General features: G+C 65.7%; 17 protein-coding genes and 1 riboswitch. Of the genes, 13 read left to right on the forward strand and 4 right to left on the reverse strand.

Translation table 11 applies throughout. From position 1 onward, the window contains the following. Nucleotides 1–24 precede the first annotated feature (24 nt). Nucleotides 25–2,823: a valine--tRNA ligase gene (locus LK539_RS05510; RefSeq protein ID WP_227799911.1), complete on the reverse strand. Its 2,799-nt coding sequence runs from the start codon at nt 2,821–2,823 to the stop codon at nt 25–27. A gap of 89 nt (nt 2,824–2,912) precedes the next feature. Further along, nucleotides 2,913–3,026: riboswitch (TPP riboswitch) on the forward strand. A 67-nt stretch (nt 3,027–3,093) separates the two neighbouring features. Here LK539_RS05510 and thiC point away from each other — a divergent pair. The 9 genes from thiC to LK539_RS05555 all read left to right on the forward strand — a co-directional run bounded on the left by thiC (nt 3,094) and on the right by LK539_RS05555 (nt 11,213). After that, entirely contained in the window at nt 3,094–5,007 is a 1,914-nt protein-coding gene (gene thiC / locus LK539_RS05515; protein WP_227799912.1) for a phosphomethylpyrimidine synthase ThiC, read from the forward strand. After that, nucleotides 5,007–5,210 (forward strand): sulfur carrier protein ThiS, encoded by a 204-nt coding sequence (gene thiS / locus LK539_RS05520; protein WP_227799913.1) that lies wholly within the window; start codon nt 5,007–5,009, stop codon nt 5,208–5,210. Before thiC ends, thiS begins: the two co-directional genes overlap by 1 nt. A gap of 119 nt (nt 5,211–5,329) precedes the next feature. Beyond that, a complete protein-coding gene (locus tag LK539_RS05525; RefSeq protein ID WP_227799914.1) occupies nt 5,330–6,124 on the forward strand; it encodes a thiazole synthase in 795 nt (264 codons plus the stop codon). Then, the gene (locus tag LK539_RS05530; protein WP_227799915.1) at nt 6,124–6,867 is read left to right on the forward strand and encodes a hydroxymethylpyrimidine/phosphomethylpyrimidine kinase; all 744 of its coding nucleotides are present in this window, start codon (nt 6,124–6,126) and stop codon (nt 6,865–6,867) included. Before LK539_RS05525 ends, LK539_RS05530 begins: the two co-directional genes overlap by 1 nt. A gap of 25 nt (nt 6,868–6,892) precedes the next feature. Continuing rightward, nucleotides 6,893–7,525, forward strand: a complete 633-nt coding sequence (gene thiE / locus LK539_RS05535; RefSeq protein WP_227800554.1) for a thiamine phosphate synthase — start codon at nt 6,893–6,895, stop codon at nt 7,523–7,525. Nucleotides 7,526–7,545: 20 nt separating this feature from the next. Further along, nucleotides 7,546–8,259 (forward strand): ion channel, encoded by a 714-nt coding sequence (locus LK539_RS05540; protein ID WP_227799916.1) that lies wholly within the window; start codon nt 7,546–7,548, stop codon nt 8,257–8,259. A 139-nt stretch (nt 8,260–8,398) separates the two neighbouring features. Further along, nucleotides 8,399–9,169 (forward strand): hypothetical protein, encoded by a 771-nt coding sequence (locus tag LK539_RS05545; protein WP_227799917.1) that lies wholly within the window; start codon nt 8,399–8,401, stop codon nt 9,167–9,169. Between the two features lie 104 nt (nt 9,170–9,273). Next, the gene (locus LK539_RS05550) at nt 9,274–10,698 is read left to right on the forward strand and encodes a M28 family peptidase (RefSeq protein WP_227799918.1); all 1,425 of its coding nucleotides are present in this window, start codon (nt 9,274–9,276) and stop codon (nt 10,696–10,698) included. Beyond that, entirely contained in the window at nt 10,698–11,213 is a 516-nt protein-coding gene (locus LK539_RS05555) for a GNAT family N-acetyltransferase (protein ID WP_227799919.1), read from the forward strand. The genes LK539_RS05550 and LK539_RS05555 overlap by 1 nt, the downstream gene beginning before the upstream one ends. 46 nt (nt 11,214–11,259) lie before the next feature. On the opposite strand, the gene LK539_RS05560 is transcribed toward LK539_RS05555, so the two are convergent. Then, entirely contained in the window at nt 11,260–12,822 is a 1,563-nt protein-coding gene (locus LK539_RS05560; RefSeq protein WP_227799920.1) for a S8 family serine peptidase, read from the reverse strand. A 357-nt stretch (nt 12,823–13,179) separates the two neighbouring features. Here LK539_RS05560 and LK539_RS05565 point away from each other — a divergent pair, with 357 nt between their 5' ends. Then, on the forward strand, nt 13,180–14,286 hold the full coding sequence (locus tag LK539_RS05565) for an S-(hydroxymethyl)glutathione dehydrogenase/class III alcohol dehydrogenase (protein ID WP_227799921.1): 1,107 nt from the start codon (nt 13,180–13,182) through the stop codon (nt 14,284–14,286). Nucleotides 14,287–14,536: 250 nt separating this feature from the next. Then, on the forward strand, nt 14,537–16,354 hold the full coding sequence (locus LK539_RS05570; RefSeq protein WP_227799922.1) for a M56 family metallopeptidase: 1,818 nt from the start codon (nt 14,537–14,539) through the stop codon (nt 16,352–16,354). 199 nt (nt 16,355–16,553) lie between these two features. Here the strand turns inward: LK539_RS05570 and LK539_RS05575 are convergent, their stop codons facing one another. Next, nucleotides 16,554–17,102, reverse strand: a complete 549-nt coding sequence (locus LK539_RS05575) for an SRPBCC family protein (protein ID WP_227799923.1) — start codon at nt 17,100–17,102, stop codon at nt 16,554–16,556. 222 nt (nt 17,103–17,324) lie between these two features. Here LK539_RS05575 and LK539_RS05580 point away from each other — a divergent pair, with 222 nt between their 5' ends. Further along, nucleotides 17,325–17,729: a GFA family protein gene (locus LK539_RS05580; protein WP_227799924.1), complete on the forward strand. Its 405-nt coding sequence runs from the start codon at nt 17,325–17,327 to the stop codon at nt 17,727–17,729. Between the two features lie 23 nt (nt 17,730–17,752). Here LK539_RS05580 and LK539_RS05585 read toward each other — a convergent pair whose 3' ends face one another. Continuing rightward, nucleotides 17,753–18,256, reverse strand: a complete 504-nt coding sequence (locus LK539_RS05585; protein WP_227799925.1) for a hemerythrin domain-containing protein — start codon at nt 18,254–18,256, stop codon at nt 17,753–17,755. Nucleotides 18,257–18,420: 164 nt separating this feature from the next. Between LK539_RS05585 and LK539_RS05590 the strand changes: the two genes are divergently transcribed. Beyond that, nucleotides 18,421–20,733 carry a UvrD-helicase domain-containing protein gene (locus LK539_RS05590; protein WP_227799926.1) on the forward strand — a complete coding sequence of 771 codons (2,313 nt, stop codon included), beginning with the start codon at nt 18,421–18,423 and terminating at the stop codon, nt 20,731–20,733. Nucleotides 20,734–20,791 lie beyond the last annotated feature (58 nt).

Below are 20,791 nucleotides of genomic sequence, written 5' to 3' on the forward strand. Positions count from 1 at the left end.
ACCGGGGAGGCAAAAGACGACGCCTCAGGCTGCCGGCAGCTTCGCCAGCTGTTCCTGCATCTTGGCCAGCGTCGCCGAGAAGTTCGCCACGCGTTCCTTTTCCTGCTCCACCACCGCGGCCGGGGCGCGGGCGACGAAGCTTTCGTTGGACAGCTTGCCGCTCGCCTTGGCGATCTCACCCTGCAGGCGCGCGATCTCTTTCGACAGGCGCTCGCGTTCTGCGGCGACGTCGATCTCGACCTTCAGCATCAGCTTGGTGGTGCCGACGATCGACACGGCGGCCGGCGATTCCGGCAGCGCGTCGACGATCTGCACCTCGGCAAGCTTGCCCAGCGACTGGATGTAGGGCGCGAACACCGACATGCGGGCGCGGTCGTCATTGTTGCCCGGCTCGACGAACAGCGGCACGCGCACCGACGGCGACAGCGACATCTCGCCGCGCAGGTTGCGGGTGGCGTCGATCAGTGCCTTGAGCTGCTCCATCCAGGCTTCCGCCTCTTCGCTGACAAAGGAAGTGTCGGCCAGCGGGTAGGGCTGCAGCATGATGCTGTCGCCGGTTTTGCCGGCCATCGGCGCGATCGCCTGCCACAGCGCTTCGGTCACGAACGGGATGATCGGGTGCGCCAGGCGCAGCACCACTTCCAGCACGCGCAGCAGGGTGTGGCGGGTGGCGCGCTGCTGCGCTTCCGTGCCCTGCTGGACCGAAACCTTGGCCAGTTCCAGGTACCAATCGCAGTATTCGTACCAGACGAAGTTGTAGATGCTGCTGGCGATGTTGTCGAAGCGGTAGTCGGCGAAGCCCTTGGCCACGTCCAGCTCGACGCGGTTCATCAGCGAGACGATCCAGCGGTCGGCCTGCGACAGGTCTTCCGGGTTCGGCTGGCTGCAGTCCTTGCCTTCCGTGTTCATCATCACGAAGCGGGTGGCGTTCCACAGCTTGTTGCAGAAGTTGCGGTAGCCCTCGCAGCGGCCCAGGTCGAAGTTGATGTTGCGGCCCAGCGAGGCGTAGCTCGCCATGGTGAAGCGCACGGCGTCGGTGCCGAAGGCCGGGATCCCTTCCGGGAATTCCTTGCGCGTCGCTTTCGCGATCTTCTCGGCGGCGCGCGGGTCCATCAGGCCGGTGGTGCGCTTGGCAACCAGCGACTCGACGTCGATGCCGTCGATCAGGTCGATCGGGTCGAGCGTGTTGCCCTTCGACTTCGACATCTTCTGGCCCTGGCTGTCGCGCACCAGGCCGTGCACGTACACGGTCTCGAACGGTACCTTGCCGGTAAAGTGGCTCGTCATCATCACCATGCGGGCGACCCAGAAGAAGATGATGTCGAAACCGGTTACCAGCACGGAGGAAGGCAGGAAGTGCTTCATGTCCGCGGTTTCTTCCGGCCAGCCCATGGTCGAGAAGGGCACCAGGGCCGAGGAGAACCAGGTATCGAGCACGTCGTCGTCACGGCGCAATTCGCCGGCGATGCCTTGTGCGGCGGCCTTGGTCCTGGCTTCTTCTTCGCTGCGGGCGACGACGATCTCGCCGTTCTCGCCATACCATGCCGGGATGCGGTGGCCCCACCACAGCTGGCGCGAGATGCACCAGTCCTGGATGTTGCCCAGCCACTGGTTGTAGGTGGTGGTCCAGTTCTCCGGCACGAACTTGATCTGGCCGCTCGCGACCTTCTCCAGCGCGACTTCGGTGATCGACTTGCCCGGGTTGAAGGTGCCTTCCGGCGCCGGCTTGCTCATGGCGACGAACCACTGGTCGGTCAGCATCGGCTCGATGACGACATTGGTGCGGTCGCCACGCGGGACCATCAGCTTGTGCGGCTTGACCTGCTCGAGCAGGCCTTGCGCGTCGAGGTCGGCGACGATCTGCTTGCGCGCGGCGAAGCGGTCCAGGCCCTGGTACTGGGCCGGGCCGTTTTCGTTGATCTTCGCGTCCAGCGTGAAGATGTTGAGCGGCGCAAGGCCGGCGCGCTGGCCGACCGCGTAGTCGTTGAAGTCGTGGGCCGGGGTGATCTTCACGCAGCCGGTGCCGAATTCCTTGTCGACGTAGCTGTCCGCGATCACCGGGATCTGGCGGCCGGTCAGCGGCAGGGTCAACAGCTTGCCGACTAGGCTCGTATAGCGCTCGTCGGTCGGGTCGACCGCCACGGCGACGTCGCCCAGCATGGTTTCAGGACGGGTGGTGGCGACCGTCAGGTGGCCCGAGCCGTCGGCAAGCGGGTACTTGATGTACCACATCGAGCCGTCTTCTTCCTGCGAGTCGACTTCCAGGTCCGATACCGCCGTGCCCAGCACCGGGTCCCAGTTGACCAGGCGCTTGCCGCGGTAGATCAGGCCCTGTTCGTACAGGCGCACGAAGACTTCCGCCACGGTTTTCGAGCGGGTCTCGTCCATGGTGAAGTATTCGCGCTGCCAGTCCGGCGAGGTGCCCATGCGGCGCATCTGGCCGGTGATGGTGTTGCCCGACTTTTCCTTCCACTCCCAGACCTTTTCCACGAAGGCTTCGCGGCCGAGGTCGTGGCGCGAGATTTTCTGCGCGTCGAGCTGGCGCTCCACCACGATCTGGGTCGCAATGCCGGCGTGGTCGGTGCCCGGGATCCACGCGGTGTTATAGCCGCGCATCCGGTAGTAGCGGGTCAGGCCGTCCATGACGGTCTGGTTGAAGGCATGGCCCATGTGCAGGGTGCCGGTCACGTTCGGCGGCGGCAGCTGGATGCTGAACGACGGCTTGCCGTCCTCCATGGTGGCGGTGAAGTAACCGCGCTTTTCCCACTCGGTGCGCCAGTATTGTTCAATGTCTGCGGGCTCGAAAGACTTGGCTAATTCCATGATGTGGTGGCGTAAAAATTGTGCGAAAAGAACCATTATAGAGTAGATGGCGCTATAATCCGGCCCGCTGCGTCCGGGAAGCCGGGCGCGGCACACGCTAGGGGTCCTGTTGTCGCAGATATGCAAATCCGCGACACGGGTGAGAAATACCCTCCGAACCTGATCTGGATAATGCCAGCGAAGGGAAGCAGTCAGAAGCAGGCCTGAGGTGCGCACGCGCCTGCGCGGCCGTACTGGCACACTCCTTTGCTGGCTCCGCAAAGGAGCCACATGAACGCACCGCACAAGTTTGAAGCCGCGACCGCCACGGTCGACCAGGCGGCGATCGAACCCTTCCCCAACTCGCGCAAGGTCTACATCGAAGGCAGCCGGCCCGACATCCGCGTGCCGATGCGCGAGATCTCGCAATCGCCCACGCCCGACAGTTTTGGCGGCGAAGCCAATCCGCCGCTGTTCGTCTACGACACATCCGGGCCGTACACCGACCCGCTGGCTTCCATCGATGTGCGTCGCGGCCTGGGCACGCCGCGCCTGCCGTGGATCCTCGAACGCGGCGACACCGAGGAGCTGCCAGGTCCCACCTCCGACTACGGCAAGGCGCGCCTGGCCGACCCGGCGCTGGCCGCGCTGCGCTTCGAGCTGCAGCGCACCCCGCGCCGCGCGAAAGCGGGCCGCAACGTCACCCAGATGCACTACGCGCGCCAGAGCATCGTCACCCCCGAGATGGAATTCATCGCCCTGCGCGAAAACCTGCGGCGCAAGGAATATCTCGCTTCGCTGGTCGATTCCGGTCCGATGGGCGCGCGCGTGGCCAGCCTGATGGCGCGCCAGCATCCTGGCCAGTCCTTCGGCGCCAGCATCCCGCCTGAAATCACACCGGAATTCGTGCGCCAGGAAGTGGCGCGCGGCCGCGCCATCATCCCCGCCAACATCAACCACCCGGAAATCGAACCGATGATCATCGGCCGCAACTTCCTGGTGAAGATCAACGCCAACATCGGCAACTCGGCCGTGACCTCGTCCATCGGCGAGGAAGTCGAAAAGATGACCTGGGCAATCCGCTGGGGCGCCGACAACGTGATGGACCTTTCGACCGGCAAGCATATCCACGAGACGCGCGAATGGATCATCCGTAACTCGCCGGTGCCGATCGGGACGGTGCCGATCTACCAGGCGCTGGAAAAGGTCGGCGGCAAGGCCGAGGAACTGACCTGGGAAATCTACCGCGACACCCTGATCGAGCAGGCGGAGCAGGGTGTCGACTACTTCACCATCCACGCCGGCGTGCGCCTGGCCTACGTGCCGATGACGGCCAAGCGCCTGACCGGCATCGTCTCGCGCGGCGGCTCGATCATGGCCAAGTGGTGCCTGGCCCACCACCAGGAATCCTTCCTGTACACGCATTTCGAAGAGATCTGCGAGATCATGAAGGCCTACGACGTGTCCTTCAGCCTGGGCGACGGTCTGCGCCCCGGCTCGATCTTCGATGCCAACGACGAAGCCCAACTGGCCGAACTGAAGACCCTGGGCGAGCTCACGCAGATCGCGTGGAAGCACGACGTCCAGACCATGATCGAGGGCCCGGGCCACGTGCCGCTGCACCTGATCAAGGAGAACATGGACCTGCAGCTGGAGCAGTGCAGCGAGGCGCCGTTCTACACCCTGGGGCCGCTGACCACCGACATCGCGCCCGGCTACGACCACATCACTTCCGGCATCGGCGCCGCCACCATCGGCTGGTACGGCACCGCCATGCTGTGCTACGTCACGCCCAAGGAGCACCTGGGCCTGCCCGACAAGCAGGACGTCAAGGACGGCATCATCACCTACAAGATCGCGGCCCACGCCGCCGACCTGGCCAAGGGCCACCCGGGCGCGCAGATGCGCGACAACGCGCTGTCCAAGGCACGCTTCGAGTTCCGTTGGGAAGACCAGTTCAATCTCGGCCTCGACCCGGACAAGGCACGCGCCTTCCACGACGAGACCCTGCCCAAGGATTCCGCCAAGGTGGCCCATTTCTGCTCGATGTGCGGGCCGCACTTCTGCTCGATGAAGATCACCCAGGAGGTGCGCGAGTACGCCGCCGCCAGCGGCGTTGGGGAAGACGCGGCACTGGCCAGGGGCATGGAAGAAAAGGCGATCGAGTTCGTGCGCGGCGGCGCCAGGCTGTACCGGGAGGTGTGATGCTGGACATCGAACTGAACGGCGAACCCTACCGCGTGCCGCCCGGGGTGTCGCTGCAGGAACTGGCCGGCCAGCTCGGGCTGGCCGGGCAGGCGGTGGCAGTGGCGGTCAACCGCGAAGTGGTACCGCGCCAGCGCTGGGCGCAGCGCCAGGTGCAGGCCAGAGACAAGATAGACATCGTCCGCGCCATCGGCGGCGGTTGAATTCGTAGGGTGGGCGGATTCCGCCCACGCGGTCACATCCCGTATGAATTGACACGACGTTTTGGTATGGGCCGGTCAACCGCGTGGGCGGGAGACCCGCCCACCCTACAGGAGAAGAAATGAACGCAATTGCAGACAATGATTTCCTCACCATCGCCGGCCGCCAGTACGGCTCGCGCCTGCTGGTCGGCAGCGGCAAGTACCGCGACCTGGCGCAGACGCGCGATGCCACGCTGGCAGCGGGCGCCGAGATCGTCACGGTGGCGATCCGCCGCGTGAACATCGGCCAGGATCCTAACGCCCCCAGCCTGCTCGACGTCTTGCCGCCGGATGAATTCACCATCCTGCCCAACACGGCCGGCTGCTACACGGCCAGGGACGCGGTCTACACCCTGCAGATGGCGCGCGAGCTGCTGGGCGGGCGCAAGCTGGTCAAGCTGGAAGTGCTGGGCGACGAGAAGACCCTGTTCCCGCAGATGCCGGAAACCCTGAAAGCCGCGGAGACCTTGGTGCGTGACGGCTTCGACGTGATGGTCTATTGCAGCGACGACCCGGTGCAGGCCCGCATCCTGCAGGAGATCGGCTGCGTGGCCGTGATGCCGCTGGCTTCCCTGATCGGCTCGGGCATGGGCATCCTGAACCCGTGGAACCTGTCGCTCATCATCGAGCAGGCCACGGTGCCGGTGCTGGTCGACGCCGGCGTCGGCACCGCGTCGGATGCGGCAATCGCGATGGAGCTGGGCTGCGACGGCGTCTTGATGAACACCGCAATCGCCGCGGCGGGTGACCCGGTGCGCATGGCGCGCGCCATGCGCCACGCCGTGATCGCCGGGCGCGAAGCCTACCGGGCGGGGCGCATGCCGAAACGTTTCGCTGCCGCGCCCTCGTCGCCGCTGCAGGGCATGGCCACCTGATGGTGCCGACCGTGCTGGTGTTCGCCGGGCTCGATCCCGGCGGCGGGGCCGGGCTGGCGGCGGACATTGCCGCCATTGGCGCGCTCGGCGGCCATGCGCTGCCGGTCGCGACCGCGCTCACGGTGCAGGACAACAACCGGGTGCACGAGGTGCAGCCGGTCGATGCTGGCCTGATCCTGCGCCAGGCGGACGCCCTGATCGATGCCTGCAGCATCGATGCGGTCAAGATCGGCATTCCCGGCTGCCGCGAGAACGCGCTGGCCATCGCCCGCCTGCTGCGCCAGCTGCGCGCCGCCGACCCGCAGCTGCCAGTGGTGCTCGACCCGGTGCTGGCCAGCGGCCACGGCGATGCGCTCGGCAGGGGCAGCGCGCTGGCGGCGCTGGCCGAACTGCTGCCGCTGGCCACCGTGCTGGTGCCGAACCTGCCGGAAGCGCAGGCGCTGGGGGCCGTGCCCTGCGAGCATGTGCTGCTGACCGGCGGACACGACGAGGGTGACATCGTGGTCAACCGCTGGCTGCGCGCCGGCGTCGAACAGCGCAGCTGGCGCATGCCGCGCCTGCCGCACAGCTACCACGGCAGCGGCTGCACGCTGGCCGCCGCGATCGCGGCGCGCCTGGCGCTGGGCGACGCCATGGGCGAAGCACTCGAGCACGCGCAGGACTACTGCCACCAGACGCTGGCGCATGCCTTCTGGATCGCGCCGGGACAGCGCATCCCGCGCCGCATCCTCCATACACACTGAAAGGAGCATCATGGACACGCACTCCCTGCGCGGACTCTATCTCGTCACACCAGACTGGGACGACACCGACACCTTGCTGGCGGTGACCGGCAGTGCGCTGGCCGCCGGCGCGTCGCTGGTGCAGTACCGGCACAAGAGCGCTAGCCCGGCCCTGCGCGCCGAACAGGCGGGGGCCTTGCTCGCGCTGTGCCGCCGCTACGGCCGGCCGCTGGTCATCAACGACCACATCGACCTGTGCCGCGACATCGATGCCGACGGCGTGCACCTGGGCGGCACCGACGCACCGGTCGCCCATGCGCGCGCGCTGCTCGGTCCGGACAAGATCGTCGGCGCCTCCTGCTACGGCGAGCTGAAGCTGGCGGAAAGCGCCCAGCAGGCCGGCGCCAGCTATGTCGCCTTCGGCGGCTTCTATCCGTCGCCGGTGAAAAAATACAGTTTCGTCACCCCGGCGGAACTGGTCGACGTGTGGCGCGACCGGGTGTCGCTGCCGATGGTCGTGATCGGCGGGATGACGCCGCAGAATGCCGCTCCACTGGTAGCGCGCGGCGCGTCCATGGTGGCGGCCATCACCTCCGTCTACGCGGCCGAGGATCCGGACGCGGCGGTGCGCGCATTCTGTGCGCTGTTCGGCCAAAGGGGTCCTACAATGAGGGGGTGATCCACTTTGCTTTTTTGACCATGCGACCTTTGCGCCTGCTGATCCATACGCGCCGCCATCCCTCCGCCGTCCTGCTGCTGGTGCAGCTGCTCGGCATGCTGCTGTATCCCTTCATCGAACATGCGCCGGCCGGGCACGCGGCCTTCAATGTGTTCGGCGTGCTGGTGCTGTCGCTGACCATCCGCATGGTGCGCCGCACCCCGGGCGAGACCTGGATCAGCGTGGCCTTGGCGGTGCCGATCGTGATCCTGCTGGCGCTGCAGTCCTTCCTCGACCTGCGCAGCACGCTGCTGCCCTGGTCCTCGGCGCTGGAAGCACTGTTCTACTTCTACGCCGCCGGCAGCCTGATCGCCTATATGATGGCCGACCGTCGTGCCACCACCGACGAACTGTTCGCGGCCGGCGCCACCTTCACCCTGCTGGCCTGGGGTTTCACCCACCTCTATCTGATGGTGCAGGAGCTGCAGCCCGGCACCTTTGCGGCTGCCGTCAACGCATCCGCACCGCGCTCGTGGAGCGAGCTGAATTACCTGAGCTTCGCGCTGCTCTCGAGCACCGGCATCGGCGACGTGATTCCGCTCACGGTGCATGCGCGCGCCCTGTGCAGCATCGAGATGCTGGTCGGCGTGATGTACCTGGCGGCGGTGGTGGCGCGCCTGATCGGCTTCACCACCCAGGGCAAGGTCTACCGGCGGCCGCCGACCGCGGCGCACGAGGCGTGGGAAGAGGACTGAGTTCTACGCAATTCGCATATTCTTCACCCGGCGGGGCGCGACGCGCCCTCCGTTAAGCTTTCGATAAGACTCGTTCAGTAACTTGCGCCTGTCGCGCATCCGGCATCCCGCCGGTCGCCGCCCTGACGCGAGAACGATCTTGATAGCACGGACCATCCAAACCGCCCGCCCGGTTCGCCGCCTTGCGCGCTTCCTGAAGACCTGCCTGGCCGGCCTGCTGGCGGTGGCAAGCCTGTACCTGCTGGTATGCGTGTTCCCCAAGCCGGTGTTTGCCTACCGCAGCGTCTACCAGAACTATCAGGTCTGGTCGGACCAGCCGATCCCGGGCGAGATCACGGAAGTGCTCGACGACGTGACGCGGCGCCTGCGTACCTCGTCCCTGCACGACCGCGAGGTCCCGGTCGAGATCTTCTTCTGCAACGAGCCCTGGCGGCTGTGGCTGTACGGCCGCGCCTTCCATTCGCGCATGGGCGGCGCCACCGACGTCTGGCTGACACGGCAGGTGTTCATCCGCGCTTCCGATATCCCGGCGAACCGCATTCTGCCGCCAGGGCCCCGACCGATCGCCGATGCCGCGCAGCGTTCGCTGTCGTACTACATCGCGCATGAAATCACCCACGCGGACGTGTCGCGCGCCTTTGGCCGCACTGTCATGCTGCGCTATCCGCAATGGCTGCTGGAAGGTTATGCCGACTACGTGGGCAAGGGCGGCGACTTCGATTTCGACGAGAACCGCAGCCTGTTCTCCATCAACGCCTGGGAGCTCGATCATGGCAGGAGCGGGCTGTATCGCGAATTCCATCTGAAGGTCGCCTACCTGCTCGACAAGAAGGGCTGGACGCTGCAACAGGTGTTCGCCAATCCGCCGGAAGAACACGAACTGGAGGAGCGGCTGCGGGCCAGGCCGTGAGCGGGGCCGAGACATATGCATTCATTTGTGGTTGCCGCGGATTGACCAGCCGTGGGGCGCCATGCGATATTGCCTTTCTTGCCATTTGACCCGAAAGCAATCGCATGCGTCTTTACCTTTCCGCTCTCGTCCTCGCACTGGCCGCCGCCGGCTGCGCCCAGGTTCCCACCGCGACCATCACCCCCGATGCGCTGCGCACCCACGTGAAATACCTTGCTTCCGACGAGCTGGAAGGCCGCGGCACGCCCTCGCGCGGGCAGGACCTGGCGACCGACTACATCGCGACGCAGTTCCGCAAGGCGGGCCTGGAGCCGGCCGGCGACGACGGCTACTTCCAGACTGCGAACTGGCAGTACGCCGAGCGCAAGGCCGGGGACGTGAGCCTGAATATCAATGCCGGCGGCAGCACGATCGCCGTGCCGGCGGGCGGCGCGACCGGCAACTTCCTCGATGCGGTGTCGCTGGCGAGTACGCCGGCCGTGTTCATGCCCTGGAAGGAAGCGCTGGAAAACAGCGAGGCCGCGAACGGCAAGGTGCTGGTGGTGCCGGCCGCCCCGGTACCGGGCGCCGCGCGCCAGCTGCAGGAAAAACTCAAGAGCAAGCCGGCATTGGTCATCATGATCGACCGCGAGAAGCGCCACGGCGCCGGCACCGGCGGCTGGCTGATCAATCCGGAGCAGCCGGTCGTGAAGGGCGCGCCGCCGGTGCTGGTGCTGCACGCGGCTGACGCCGCAGCGGCGCTGGAAAAGAGTGGGGCGCAGGTCCGCGTTGCGGTGGCGGCAGCAAGCGTCCGTCCGGTCAAGCTGCGCAACGTGGTCGGCGTGCTGCGCGGCTCGGATCCGCAACTGAAGAACACCTACGTCCTGATGACGGCCCACCACGACCACGTCGGCATCCGCGACGGCGAGATCTATAACGGCGCCAACGACGACGCCAGCGGCGTGGTCTCGGTGATCGAGGCGGCCAACCAGCTGGCCTCGCGCAAGGAGCGTCCGCGCCGCAGCATCGTGTTCATGACCTTCTTCGGCGAAGAACTCGGCATGCTCGGCTCGAAGTACTATGCGCGCCACCCGGTGTTCCCGCTGAAGGACACGGTGGTCAACATCAACCTCGAGCAGACCGGCCGCACCGACGACAGCGAAGGCAAGCAAGAGAATTCCATCGCCATGACCGGCTACGACTTCTCGACCCTCGGCAGCATGCTCAAGAAGTCGGCCGACCAGACCGGCATCCGCCTGTGGAAGCACGCGTCCTTCAGCGACGCCTTCTTCTCGCGCGCCGACAACCAGTCGCTGGCCGACGTCGGCGTGCCGGCGCATACGCTGTCGGTGGCCTACGGCTTCTCGGACTACCACGGCAAGGACGATACCTGGGACAAGCTCGACTACGACAACATGGCGCGTGTGACGCGCATGCTGGCGCAGGGCGTGTACGACATCGCCAATGACACGGCGCGCCCGACCTGGACCGATGCGCCCAAGGCTTCCGGCTACGCTGCCAAGGGCCGCACGCTGAATCCGGGCCAGTGATGGCGCAAGCCTCGATCCGCCGCCTGCGGCCGGACGACGGGCCGGCTTACCGCAGCATCCGCCTGCGTGCGCTGGAAGACTCCCCGGAGGCCTTTGGCAGCTCGCTGGCAGAGGAAGCGGCGCGCCCGCTCGACAGCTGGTCTGCGCGGCTCGACAAGGCAGCGGTGTCCGGTATCGATTGCCCGCTGGTCGCGGAACTGGACGGCGAAGCCGTCGGACTGGTGTGGGCCAAGGTCGATGCCGACGATGCGGACACCGTGAACCTGTACCAGATGTGGGTCGCACCGCAGTGCCGCGGCCGCGGCGTCGCCGCCGCGCTGCTGGACGCAGCGGTGGCCTGGGCCAGGGAGCGCGGCGCGCACACCGTCGGGCTGGGCGTGAACTGCGCCAACCGCGCGGCGGTGGCGCTGTACCAGCGCGCGGGCTTCACGGTGCTGGGCGAGGCCTATCCGATGGCGGGGGCGCCCGGACGCATGGAATACGCGATGCGGCTGCGCTTGCACGCAGCGCCATGAAAAAAGGGACGCCGGAAAGCGTCCCTCTTCACTTGCGGCGCAAGCTTTAGTTACCGCAGCCCAGCGAAGCGATGCGGTCGCGCGCGGCCTTGGCCTGGACCAGGCCGAAGCCGTACTTGGTGTCGCGGCCGGCGGTACCCAGGTCGAGCGCGCTCTTGGTGAGCGAAGCGCGCATCTGGGCCGCGGTACAGGTCGGGAAGTAGCTCCACACCAGGGCGGCGACCGCGGACACGTGCGGGGTCGCCATCGAGGTGCCGTCGAAGTAAGCGTAGTTGCTGGCCTTGATGCCGACCGTCGCGCTCTGGCCCAGCTGGCCCTTCATCGCGGCGCCTTCCACATCGGTGGCGGTGACCGACGGGATGCTGGTCACGGTGGTGCCGAGCGTGCCGCCGAAGGAGCCGGCCACGTTGTTGTACACGACCGCGCCGACGCCGCCGCTGTTCTGGCAGTTGCTGACCTTGACCGCGAAGTCCACGGTGCCGCGCTGGATCAGGCAGACCTTGCCCGACACGGCGGTGTTGACCTTGTCGCCGATGCCGAAGTCGGCCAGTGGGGCGGTGGCAACCTTGACCGGCGAGCCTTCCATCGCACCCGGGGCATAGGTGGAGCTGCCCACCGTCAGGACGGCTTCCTGGCCGCCGCCCATCGGGACGGTCGACAGCACGCCCACGCCGGGGCCGGCAAGTTCGACCTTGCTGTTGTACTGCGAGAAGGTGGCCCAGGCCTTGTTCTCGTCGACCGCGCCGACCATCACCACGCTGGTGTAGCCGGCCGGGTAGGAGACCACGGTGTTGCCGTCGTTGCCGGCGGCGGCGATGTTCAGCACGCCGTTTGCATACAGGGTATCGAAGGCCTTCTGCTCGGTCACGCTCTTGCGGCCGCCGCCCAGCGACATGCTGACCACATTCGCACCTGCAGCGCCACACTTGTTGGCGGCCGAGGCCAGGGTGGAGGAGTAGGCCCAGCCGTCCTTGCCGAACACCTTCACGATGTGCAGCTTGAGGGTCTTGTTCGCGTTGACGCCGACCACGCCGGTGCCGCTGTTGTTGATGGCGGCGATGGTGCCGGCCACGTGGGTGCCGTGGTGGTTCTCGTCGGTGTACCACCAGCCGGTGCCGGCATCGTATTCGCCGGTCACGTTGTTGGCGGACAGGTCTTCGTGGTTGCGGTCGTAGCCCGAGTCGATGATGCAGACCTTGCGGTTGCCGGCGGCGCTGTCCGACAACAGGTCGGCCTGCACCTGCTTGATGCCATACGGGACCAGCTGGCCCGACAGGTAAGGGGTGCCGGTTGACGGGGAGGTGAGGGCGAAGGGCTTGCGGATGACATCCTCTTCGATGTATTCGACGTTCGGATTGTTCTCCAGCCCCTTCAGCGCGACCGCCGGGACCTCGATGGCCATGGCGTTCATGCCGAAGATGTCGTGCTTCACCGCGCCCTTCGAGGAGGCGACCAGCGACTTGACCTTGGCGGCGGCGCCCGGTTTGAAGGCGACGATGACGCGGGTGGTGTCCGGCGCCGCAGCCTGGGCGTTGCCGAACACGCCGGCTGCGACCAGGGCCGCCAGGCCGATGCGAAGGGAGGATGCGCGAGTGTTTTTGTCTACCATTACTATTCTCCGTGTGAAAACTAGTTATTGCGCCTCGGCTCTGTAGGCCTTGTGCGCTTATGGCCCGCCTTGTAGGCGGTAAATTTAGTGTATTTCAAACGCATCAATATATGCACGTCGAATTCAACTGTACGTGGGAAATTTTTTTCAAGCTGGGTTTGCTAACGTGTTCTTAACGCCGCGGCTCTGGCGGCGTGATATGTTTTGAACCAAACGTCCACCGTCGGCGTCATGAGATTCCTGCTTCTCTTCCCAAATGCAGACGCGCGCAACGCGCGAGCGCACTCCTTGTTATCATTCCAGACTTGACGGCGTTGCAAGCACTGCAGCGCCGCGCGCCATTCTGGAAGGGAGAACATGAAGACCAAGGCTGCAGTTGCATGGAAGGCGGGCCATCCGCTCACGATCGAGGAAGTCGAGCTCGAAGGCCCGAAGGCGGGCGAGGTGCTCGTCGAGGTGAAGGCAACCGGCATTTGCCACACCGATTACTACACCTTGTCCGGCGCCGATCCGGAAGGCCTGTTCCCCGCCATCCTCGGGCATGAAGGCGCGGGCGTGGTGGTCGACGTCGGTCCGGGCGTAACGAGCCTGCGCAAGGACGACCACGTAATCCCGCTGTACACGCCGGAGTGCCGCCAGTGCAAGTTCTGCCTGTCGCAGAAAACCAATCTGTGCCAGGCGATCCGCTCGACGCAGGGCCGCGGCCTGATGCCCGACGCGACCTCGCGCTTCTCGCTGGACGGCAAGCCGCTCTACCACTACATGGGCACCTCGACCTTCTCGAACTACATCGTGGTGCCGGAGATCGCGCTGGCCAAGGTGCGTTCGGACGCGCCCTTCGACAAGATCTGCTACATCGGCTGCGGCGTCACCACCGGCATCGGCGCCGTGATCTTTACCGCCAAGGTGGAGGCGGGCGCCAACGTGGTCGTGTTCGGCCTGGGCGGCATCGGCCTGAACGTGATCCAGGCCGCGAAGATGGTGGGCGCCGACAAGATCATCGGCGTCGACCTGAACCCGGAACGCGAAGCGATGGCGCGCAAGTTCGGCATGACCCACTTCATCAACCCGACCAAGGTGGAAAACGTGGTCGACACCATCGTCCAGCTGACCGACGGCGGCGCCGACTACAGCTTCGAATGCGTCGGCAACGTCACCACCATGCGCCAGGCGCTGGAGTGCTGCCACAAGGGCTGGGGCCAGTCGATCATCATCGGCGTGGCGGCGGCCGGCCAGGAAATCTCGACCCGTCCGTTCCAGCTGGTGACCGGCCGCGTGTGGAAGGGCTCCGCATTCGGCGGCGCGCGCGGACGCACCGACGTGCCGAAGATCGTCGACTGGTACATGGAAAACAAGATCAACATCGACGACCTGATCACCCACCACCTGCCGCTCGAGCGCATCAACGAAGGCTTCGACCTGATGAAGTCGGGCGAGTCGATCCGCTCGGTCGTCGTCTTCTGATTTGCCAGGCGGGCCGCCACGGTCCGCCCGATGGATTCCTCCACGCGGCCTCCGGGCCGCGTTTTTCATTCTGTACCGCCGATCGTGCCGCCTGTCGCACCGGGCTGGCCTGGCGCGCCACGCGCGCCTACAGTGTTCCCATCGCCAGCCCCATTCGCCGCAAAGTAGAAAAAAAGTTCTAGACAAAATTATCTAGAACTTTTAATCTAGTTGCCAACGGTGGAGCTGGAGCACACCTTACGGAGACCCGATGAACGCGCTGCTGGACACTGCTGCACCGGCCCTGGCCTGGGCCCTGATCGACTTCCTGTGGCAGGGGCTGCTGGTCGGCTGGGCCGCGGCGCTGCTGCTGGCGCTGATGCGCAAGGCGAGTCCGCAGGCGCGCTACCTGGTGGCCTGCGCCGCGCTGCTCCTGTGCGCGGCCCTGCCCGTGGCCGGCACCGTGCAGCGCGTACTGGATGCAGATACCGGCGCGGTGACGACCATGCTGCCCGTGACCGTGACGGGGCAGGTGAGCGGCACCCTCCCTGCGCTGCCGGCGATGGCGATCGACGCCGGCCGCTTCGCCGGCTGGGAGATGGCGCTGGAGCAGCGCCTGCCCCTGGTGGTGCTGTGCTGGTCGCTCGGCGCCGGGCTGCTGGCGCTGCGCATGGTGCTCGGTCTGGCCTGGGTGCGCCGGCGCAGCCGTCCCGGCCAGTACCGGGTGGACCCGGTGTGGCAGGCGCGGCTGGATGCGCTGGCGCGCGGCATGGGCATCGCCCGCCGCGTCACGCTCGGCCTGGTCGACGATCTGACGAGCCCGGTGACGGCCGGCTGGTGGCGTCCGGTCGTGCTCGTGCCGGCGGCGCTCGTGTCGGGCATGCCGCCCCAGCTGCTGGAAGCGCTGCTGGCGCACGAGCTGGCCCATGTGCGCCGTTGCGATTACGTAGTGAATTTGATCCAGAGCGCGATCGAGATCCTGCTGTTCTACCACCCGGCCGTGTGGTGGCTGTCGAACCGGATCCGCGAAGAGCGCGAACAGATTGCAGATGATGTAGCCGCAAGCAAGCTCGGCGAACCGCGGCGCCTGGCACTTGCATTGTCCGAACTGGACCTGTTCCAGTTCACCCCGCAACTTGCCCAAGCAGCACATGGAGGAAAGCTTATGTCCCGCATCAAACGCCTGGTTCGTCCGGAAGCCGAACCGCTGAACTGGAAACTCGCCCTGCCGATCCTGGGCCTGGCCACCGCCGCCGCCTTCTATTCCTGGTCGGCCCCGGTGCAGGCCGCCGCGGAGCAGCCGGCGCCAGCGCCCCAGGCCACGCCAAACGCCCGTCCCGATCCGGCGCCGGCGGCCGTGCGCCGCGTCGTGCGCAAGGAGGGCAGGGAAGATCCCTACGCCGTCGTCCGCGCCAACGACAAGAACACGACCATGAGCGGCAGCAGCGACGACTGGGACGATATCAAGGACGCCAGGCGCCGCATTGGCGGCGACTTCCTGTGGTTCCGCGAAGGCGGCCAGGCGTACTACATCCAGGATCCGGCCGTGCTGGCCAAGGTCGATGCAGCCTGGGCGCCGATGAACAAGCTGGGCGCACAGATGGACGTGCTCGGCAAGGAAATGGACGTGCACGGCAAGAAGATGGATGCGCTGGGCAAGGAAATGGACACCGCGGCAAGCGGCTTCAGGCCGGACGAGAAGAAGTTGCGCGCCATCGAAGGCCGCATGAAGACCCTGGGCGACGAGATGGGCAAGCTGGGCGAGCAGATGGCGGCGACCGACAGCATCAAGGAGCGTGAGCGCATCCAGCGCCGCATGAGCGAGCTCGGCCAGCAGATGTCGGTGGCCGGCACCGAGATGGGCGCCTTGCACAATGAGCCGGGCATGCGCCAGGCGCAGAAGTCGATGGACCAGATTGGTCGCCGGATGGGCGAGGCGGGCAAGCCGATGGATGCGCTCGGCAAGAAGATGGGTGTGCTCGGCAAGGAGATGGAGCGCGAGAGCAAGACGGCCGACCAGACCGTCCGCGCCCTGATCCGCGAGGCGCGCGAAAAGGGACTGGCGAAGCCGGTGCCGCAGGCGGGCTGATCCCCGCTTGCGGGGCAGCCAGCCCGAGGCAAAAAAAGGCCTGCCGGTTGTCGCGGCAGGCCTTTTTTTTACCGGATGGTCAAACTCCGGGGCGTTAGAGCGTGTGAAAAAACCTCCAGGGCAAGGCGCATTGTCGAAGACAGTACGTTAGTACGGCGAGACGATGCAACGCAGCCATGGAGGGATTTTTCACAGGCTCTTAATGTTGCTTGATCTGGCCGCGCCATGCGCCGGTTTCCGAGCCACGCTTCTCGAGCAGTTCCTTGAAGTTCTGCAGGTTGCCGCGCAGTTCCATGCGCACGGCGCCCATGGCGTCGCCGATGGCTTCGAGGGCGCCGTCCGGCGTATAGTCCATCTGGACCGTGACGCGGCAGCAGGTGTCCGAGATCTTGTGGAAGTCAGCAACGCCGCCGTTCTTCACGCCGGTGATGCTGCGCCATGCGATGCGCTTGTCCGGGATCTGTTCGGTGATTTCGACATCCCACTCTTTCTCTTCGCCCGCCACGTTGGCGCGCCAGTGCAGGTGCTTGTCGTCGAGCTGGCGGATTTCCTTCACGCTCTTCATGAACTGAGGGAAGTCCTCGAACTGCGTCCACTGGTTGTACGCGGTCTTGACCGGGACGTTGATCTCGATCGTTTCCGTCACGGACGAGCTGGCGCCAAAGCCCTGGCGGTTCGATTTGAGTTTTTTGGACAGCATCATGCCGCCGACGGCAAGCGCGGCAACGGTAACTACGCGGTTCAGCATAAGAATTCTCCTTTGGTCTGGTAAGCCCTTGCACATGCCCACACAGTCTGGCCCGAGACATGGCACGCGCAAACGATGGCTTCGAACGGAACGGTCCTGCGGGCCACGCGATCTGTCGCGAATCTCCAAATAAAATAAGCGAAAAGACAATCGGGCGGCGCGCGAAAGGATGGGCCGCTTATACTGTTGAGTCAGTTGTTGGTTGCCAGAAAGGAGACCAAGATGAACCTACAGGGAGGCTGTTTCTGCGGTGCAGTTCGCTACACCGTTACAGGAGAAATTTTCAACAGTACGCTGTGCCATTGCACCGATTGCCGCAGGATTTCCGGCGCGCCCGCGCTGGCCTGGTTCAGTGCGCGCCGCGCCGATTTCCGCTACACAAAAGGAGATCCCCAGCGCTTCGCATCCAGCGAGCACGTACTGCGCGGCTTTTGCCCACAATGCGGCACCACGCTCACCTTCGAGGACGCGCGCTGGCCGGAAGAGCTCGACATCACAAGTGCCAGCCTCGACGACCCGAACACGGTCCCGCCGGGCGACCACACCTTCGTGCGCAGCCGCCTGCGCTGGATGGACTTGCACGACGGCCTGCCGGAATACCCGAGCACCAGGTCGGCAGGCCGCTGACGCCGCGTTAGGCGGCCGGGGACTCAGCGCCGCATCCTTCCCTGGTCGCTCATCTGCGCCTGCGTGTGCACCATGTTGGCCTCAAACGATTGCATCTCCAGCCCGACCGACGTCATGTCCACGCCGGAGCCTTCGATGCGCGGGAACAGCTGGTTTTCCTCTTCCTGGATGTGCGCCGTCACCGCGCTGATCAGTTCGCGCATCAGGGCGTCGCTGTGGGCATCCGCGAGTGACATGCCGTCCAGCGTCGCCAGCAGGTTGTCGACCTTGTCGTGATCCCGCTCGAAGCCCCTGACCAGCGCCTCGTCGATGCAGCGCACCGCCGGGTAGAACACGGATTCCTCGATCCGCGAATGCATGTGCAGGGCCTGCAGGATCTGCTTGCCGGCCTGGACCTTGAATTCCTGGCTGTCGCCGTTCAGGTACCTGTCGCTCAGCGCGCGCACCATGTCGTGGTCGCGTTTCAAGGCCTCGGTCGGTCGGTCGACCGGGAACGCACCCTTGCCGGGATCTTTATCAATAGCCATCTCACTCTCCGATTCGTCGTTGTCGATGTGGCGACGGCGTCCTGCCGCCACCCTGGTCTTCCAGCCTAGCGCGGATGCGGCGAAGGTCAATGGCCAATGTGGGACTGTCGCGACTGTTGCACAGCTGGATGGGCATACAGTAATCGCGGCGTTATAATGGCCGGATGCAGAATCTCCTCCATAACCTCAATCCTGAACAGCTCGCCGCCGTCACCCTGCCGTCGCAGAGCGCGCTGATCCTGGCCGGCGCCGGTTCCGGCAAGACGCGCGTGCTGACGACCCGCATCGCCTGGCTGATCCAGACGGGGCAGGTGTCGCCCGCCGGCATCATGGCCGTGACCTTCACGAACAAGGCGGCAAAGGAGATGCTGACCCGCCTGTCCTCCATGCTGCCGATTAATACGCGCGGCATGTGGATCGGCACCTTCCACGGCCTGTGCAACCGGCTGCTGCGCACCCACTACAAGGATGCCGCGCTGCCGCAAGCCTTCCAGATCCTCGATTCGCAAGACCAGCTGTCGCTCATCAAGCGCATGCTGAAGGCGCACAACGTGGACGATGAAAAATACCCGGCCAAGGCGCTGATGTACTTCATCAACAACGCCAAGGAGCAGGGCCTGCGCGCCAACCGGCTCGAGCCGAACGACCCGATCGAGCGCCGCATGATCGAGCTCTACGAGCTGTACGAGGGCCAGTGCCAGCGCGAGGGTGTGGTCGATTTCGCCGAGCTGCTGCTGCGCTCGTACGAACTGCTGGCCCGCAACGGCCCGCTGCGTCACCACTACCAGATGCGCTTCCGCCACATCCTGGTCGACGAATTCCAGGACACCAATGATCTGCAGTACAACCTGCTGAAGCTCCTGGCCGGCCACGACGAGGACGGCGGCGGCGCCATCTTCGCGGTCGGCGACGACGACCAGAGCATTTACGCCTTCCGCGGCGCCAACGTCGGCAACATGCAGGCCTTCGAGCGCGAATTCCGCGTCAAGAACCTGATCAAGCTGGAGCAGAACTACCGCTCCTTCGGCCACATCCTCGACTCGGCCAACTACCTCATCGCCAACAACACCAAGCGCCTGGGCAAGAACCTGCGGACCGACGCGGGGCAGGGCGAGCAGGTGCGCGTGTACGAGGCGGCGAGCGACCTGGAAGAGGCGCAGTGGATCATCGAGGAAGCCAAGAGCCTGATGAAGGACGGCCTGTCGCGCAGCGAGATCGCGATCCTGTACCGCTCCAACGCGCAGAGCCGCGTGATCGAACACGCGCTGTTCGCAGCCGGCCTGCCCTACACCGTGTACGGCGGCCTGCGCTACTTCCAGCGCGCCGAGGTCAAGCACGCCATCGCTTATCTGCAACTGATGGACAACCCGCACAACGATTCGGCCTTCCTGCGCGTGGTGAACTTCCCGACGCGCGGCATCGGCGCGCGCTCGATCGAGCAGCTGCAGATGGCGGCCGATTCATACGGCATCTCGCTGTACGCGGCGGTGCCCTACATGACCGGCAAGGCCGGCAGCTCGCTGGGCGCGTTCGTGAAGCTGATCGAATCGGTGCGCTTCGAGACCCAGCAGCTGCCGCTGCCGGAACTGGTGCGCGTGGTGCTCGAGCGCAGCACCCTGCTGCAGCACTACCAGAACGAAAAAGAAGGCGCCGACCGCATCGAGAACCTGGAGCAGATGGTCAACGCCGCCACCCAGTTCGTGCAGGAAGAAGGCTTCGGCCAGGGCGCCCCGGCCCACCTGGGGCCGCAGGCCTTGCCGCAAGCGGGCGAGGCGATCGTGAACCAGGACGGCATCGAGATCCTTGATTCGGATGCGCCGCTGGCGAGCGTGATGTCGCCGCTGTCGGCCTTCCTCACCCACGCCTCGCTGGAAGCGGGCGACGCCCAGGCCCAGGCCGGGCAGGATGCGCTGCAGCTGATGACGGTGCACTCGGCCAAGGGCCTGGAATTCGACGCGGTCTTCATCACCGGCCTGGAAGAAGGCCTGTTCCCGCACGAGAGCAGCGCGCGCGAGCTCGATGGCGTCGACGAAGAGCGGCGCCTGATGTACGTGGCGATCACGCGCGCCCGCAAGCGTCTATATATGAGTTTTACCCAGCAGCGCATGCTGCACGGCCAGACGCGCTTCAACATGAAGTCGCGCTTCTTCGACGAACTGCCCGACGAGTCGATCAAGTGGCTGTCGCCGCGCGTGCAGACCAACTGGTTCGCCGGCCGCAAGCAGACCACGGCCTGGGACGACGCCAACTTCCGCGAGGGTTCGGACAACCGCATCGCCCAGCAGATCACCCAGAAGTCCGGCAACGGCTCCGGCTGGCGCGTGGGCGAAACGGTGGCGCACGCCAAGTTCGGCGAGGGCGTGATCGTGAATATCGAGGGTGGGGCAGGGGCGGCGCGCGCCCAGATCAACTTCGGCGCGGCGGGGATGAAGGTGCTGGATTTGTCGGTGGCGAAGCTCGAACGCGTCGGCCGCTGAGCCGCTAATTCGTTATTCTCTGCGTTAGCCTGTAAACCGTCATCCCGGCGAAGGCCGG

It is taken from the genome of Massilia sp. IC2-476 (assembly GCF_020707295.1).
Classification (GTDB): domain Bacteria; phylum Pseudomonadota; class Gammaproteobacteria; order Burkholderiales; family Burkholderiaceae_D; genus Telluria.

Coding starts and splice junctions, on each gene's coding strand:
- LK539_RS05510 (WP_227799911.1), bottom strand. CDS start 2,823: ATGGAATTAGCCAAGTCTTTCGAGCCCGCAGACATTGAACAATACTGG.
- thiC (WP_227799912.1), top strand. CDS start 3,094: ATGAACGCACCGCACAAGTTTGAAGCCGCGACCGCCACGGTCGACCAG.
- thiS (WP_227799913.1), top strand. CDS start 5,007: ATGCTGGACATCGAACTGAACGGCGAACCCTACCGCGTGCCGCCCGGG.
- LK539_RS05525 (WP_227799914.1), top strand. CDS start 5,330: ATGAACGCAATTGCAGACAATGATTTCCTCACCATCGCCGGCCGCCAG.
- LK539_RS05530 (WP_227799915.1), top strand. CDS start 6,124: ATGGTGCCGACCGTGCTGGTGTTCGCCGGGCTCGATCCCGGCGGCGGG.
- LK539_RS05540 (WP_227799916.1), top strand. CDS start 7,546: ATGCGACCTTTGCGCCTGCTGATCCATACGCGCCGCCATCCCTCCGCC.
- LK539_RS05550 (WP_227799918.1), top strand. CDS start 9,274: ATGCGTCTTTACCTTTCCGCTCTCGTCCTCGCACTGGCCGCCGCCGGC.
- LK539_RS05555 (WP_227799919.1), top strand. CDS start 10,698: ATGGCGCAAGCCTCGATCCGCCGCCTGCGGCCGGACGACGGGCCGGCT.
- LK539_RS05560 (WP_227799920.1), bottom strand. CDS start 12,822: ATGGTAGACAAAAACACTCGCGCATCCTCCCTTCGCATCGGCCTGGCG.
- LK539_RS05565 (WP_227799921.1), top strand. CDS start 13,180: ATGAAGACCAAGGCTGCAGTTGCATGGAAGGCGGGCCATCCGCTCACG.
- LK539_RS05570 (WP_227799922.1), top strand. CDS start 14,537: ATGAACGCGCTGCTGGACACTGCTGCACCGGCCCTGGCCTGGGCCCTG.
- LK539_RS05575 (WP_227799923.1), bottom strand. CDS start 17,102: ATGCTGAACCGCGTAGTTACCGTTGCCGCGCTTGCCGTCGGCGGCATG.
- LK539_RS05580 (WP_227799924.1), top strand. CDS start 17,325: ATGAACCTACAGGGAGGCTGTTTCTGCGGTGCAGTTCGCTACACCGTT.
- LK539_RS05585 (WP_227799925.1), bottom strand. CDS start 18,256: ATGGCTATTGATAAAGATCCCGGCAAGGGTGCGTTCCCGGTCGACCGA.
- LK539_RS05590 (WP_227799926.1), top strand. CDS start 18,421: ATGCAGAATCTCCTCCATAACCTCAATCCTGAACAGCTCGCCGCCGTC.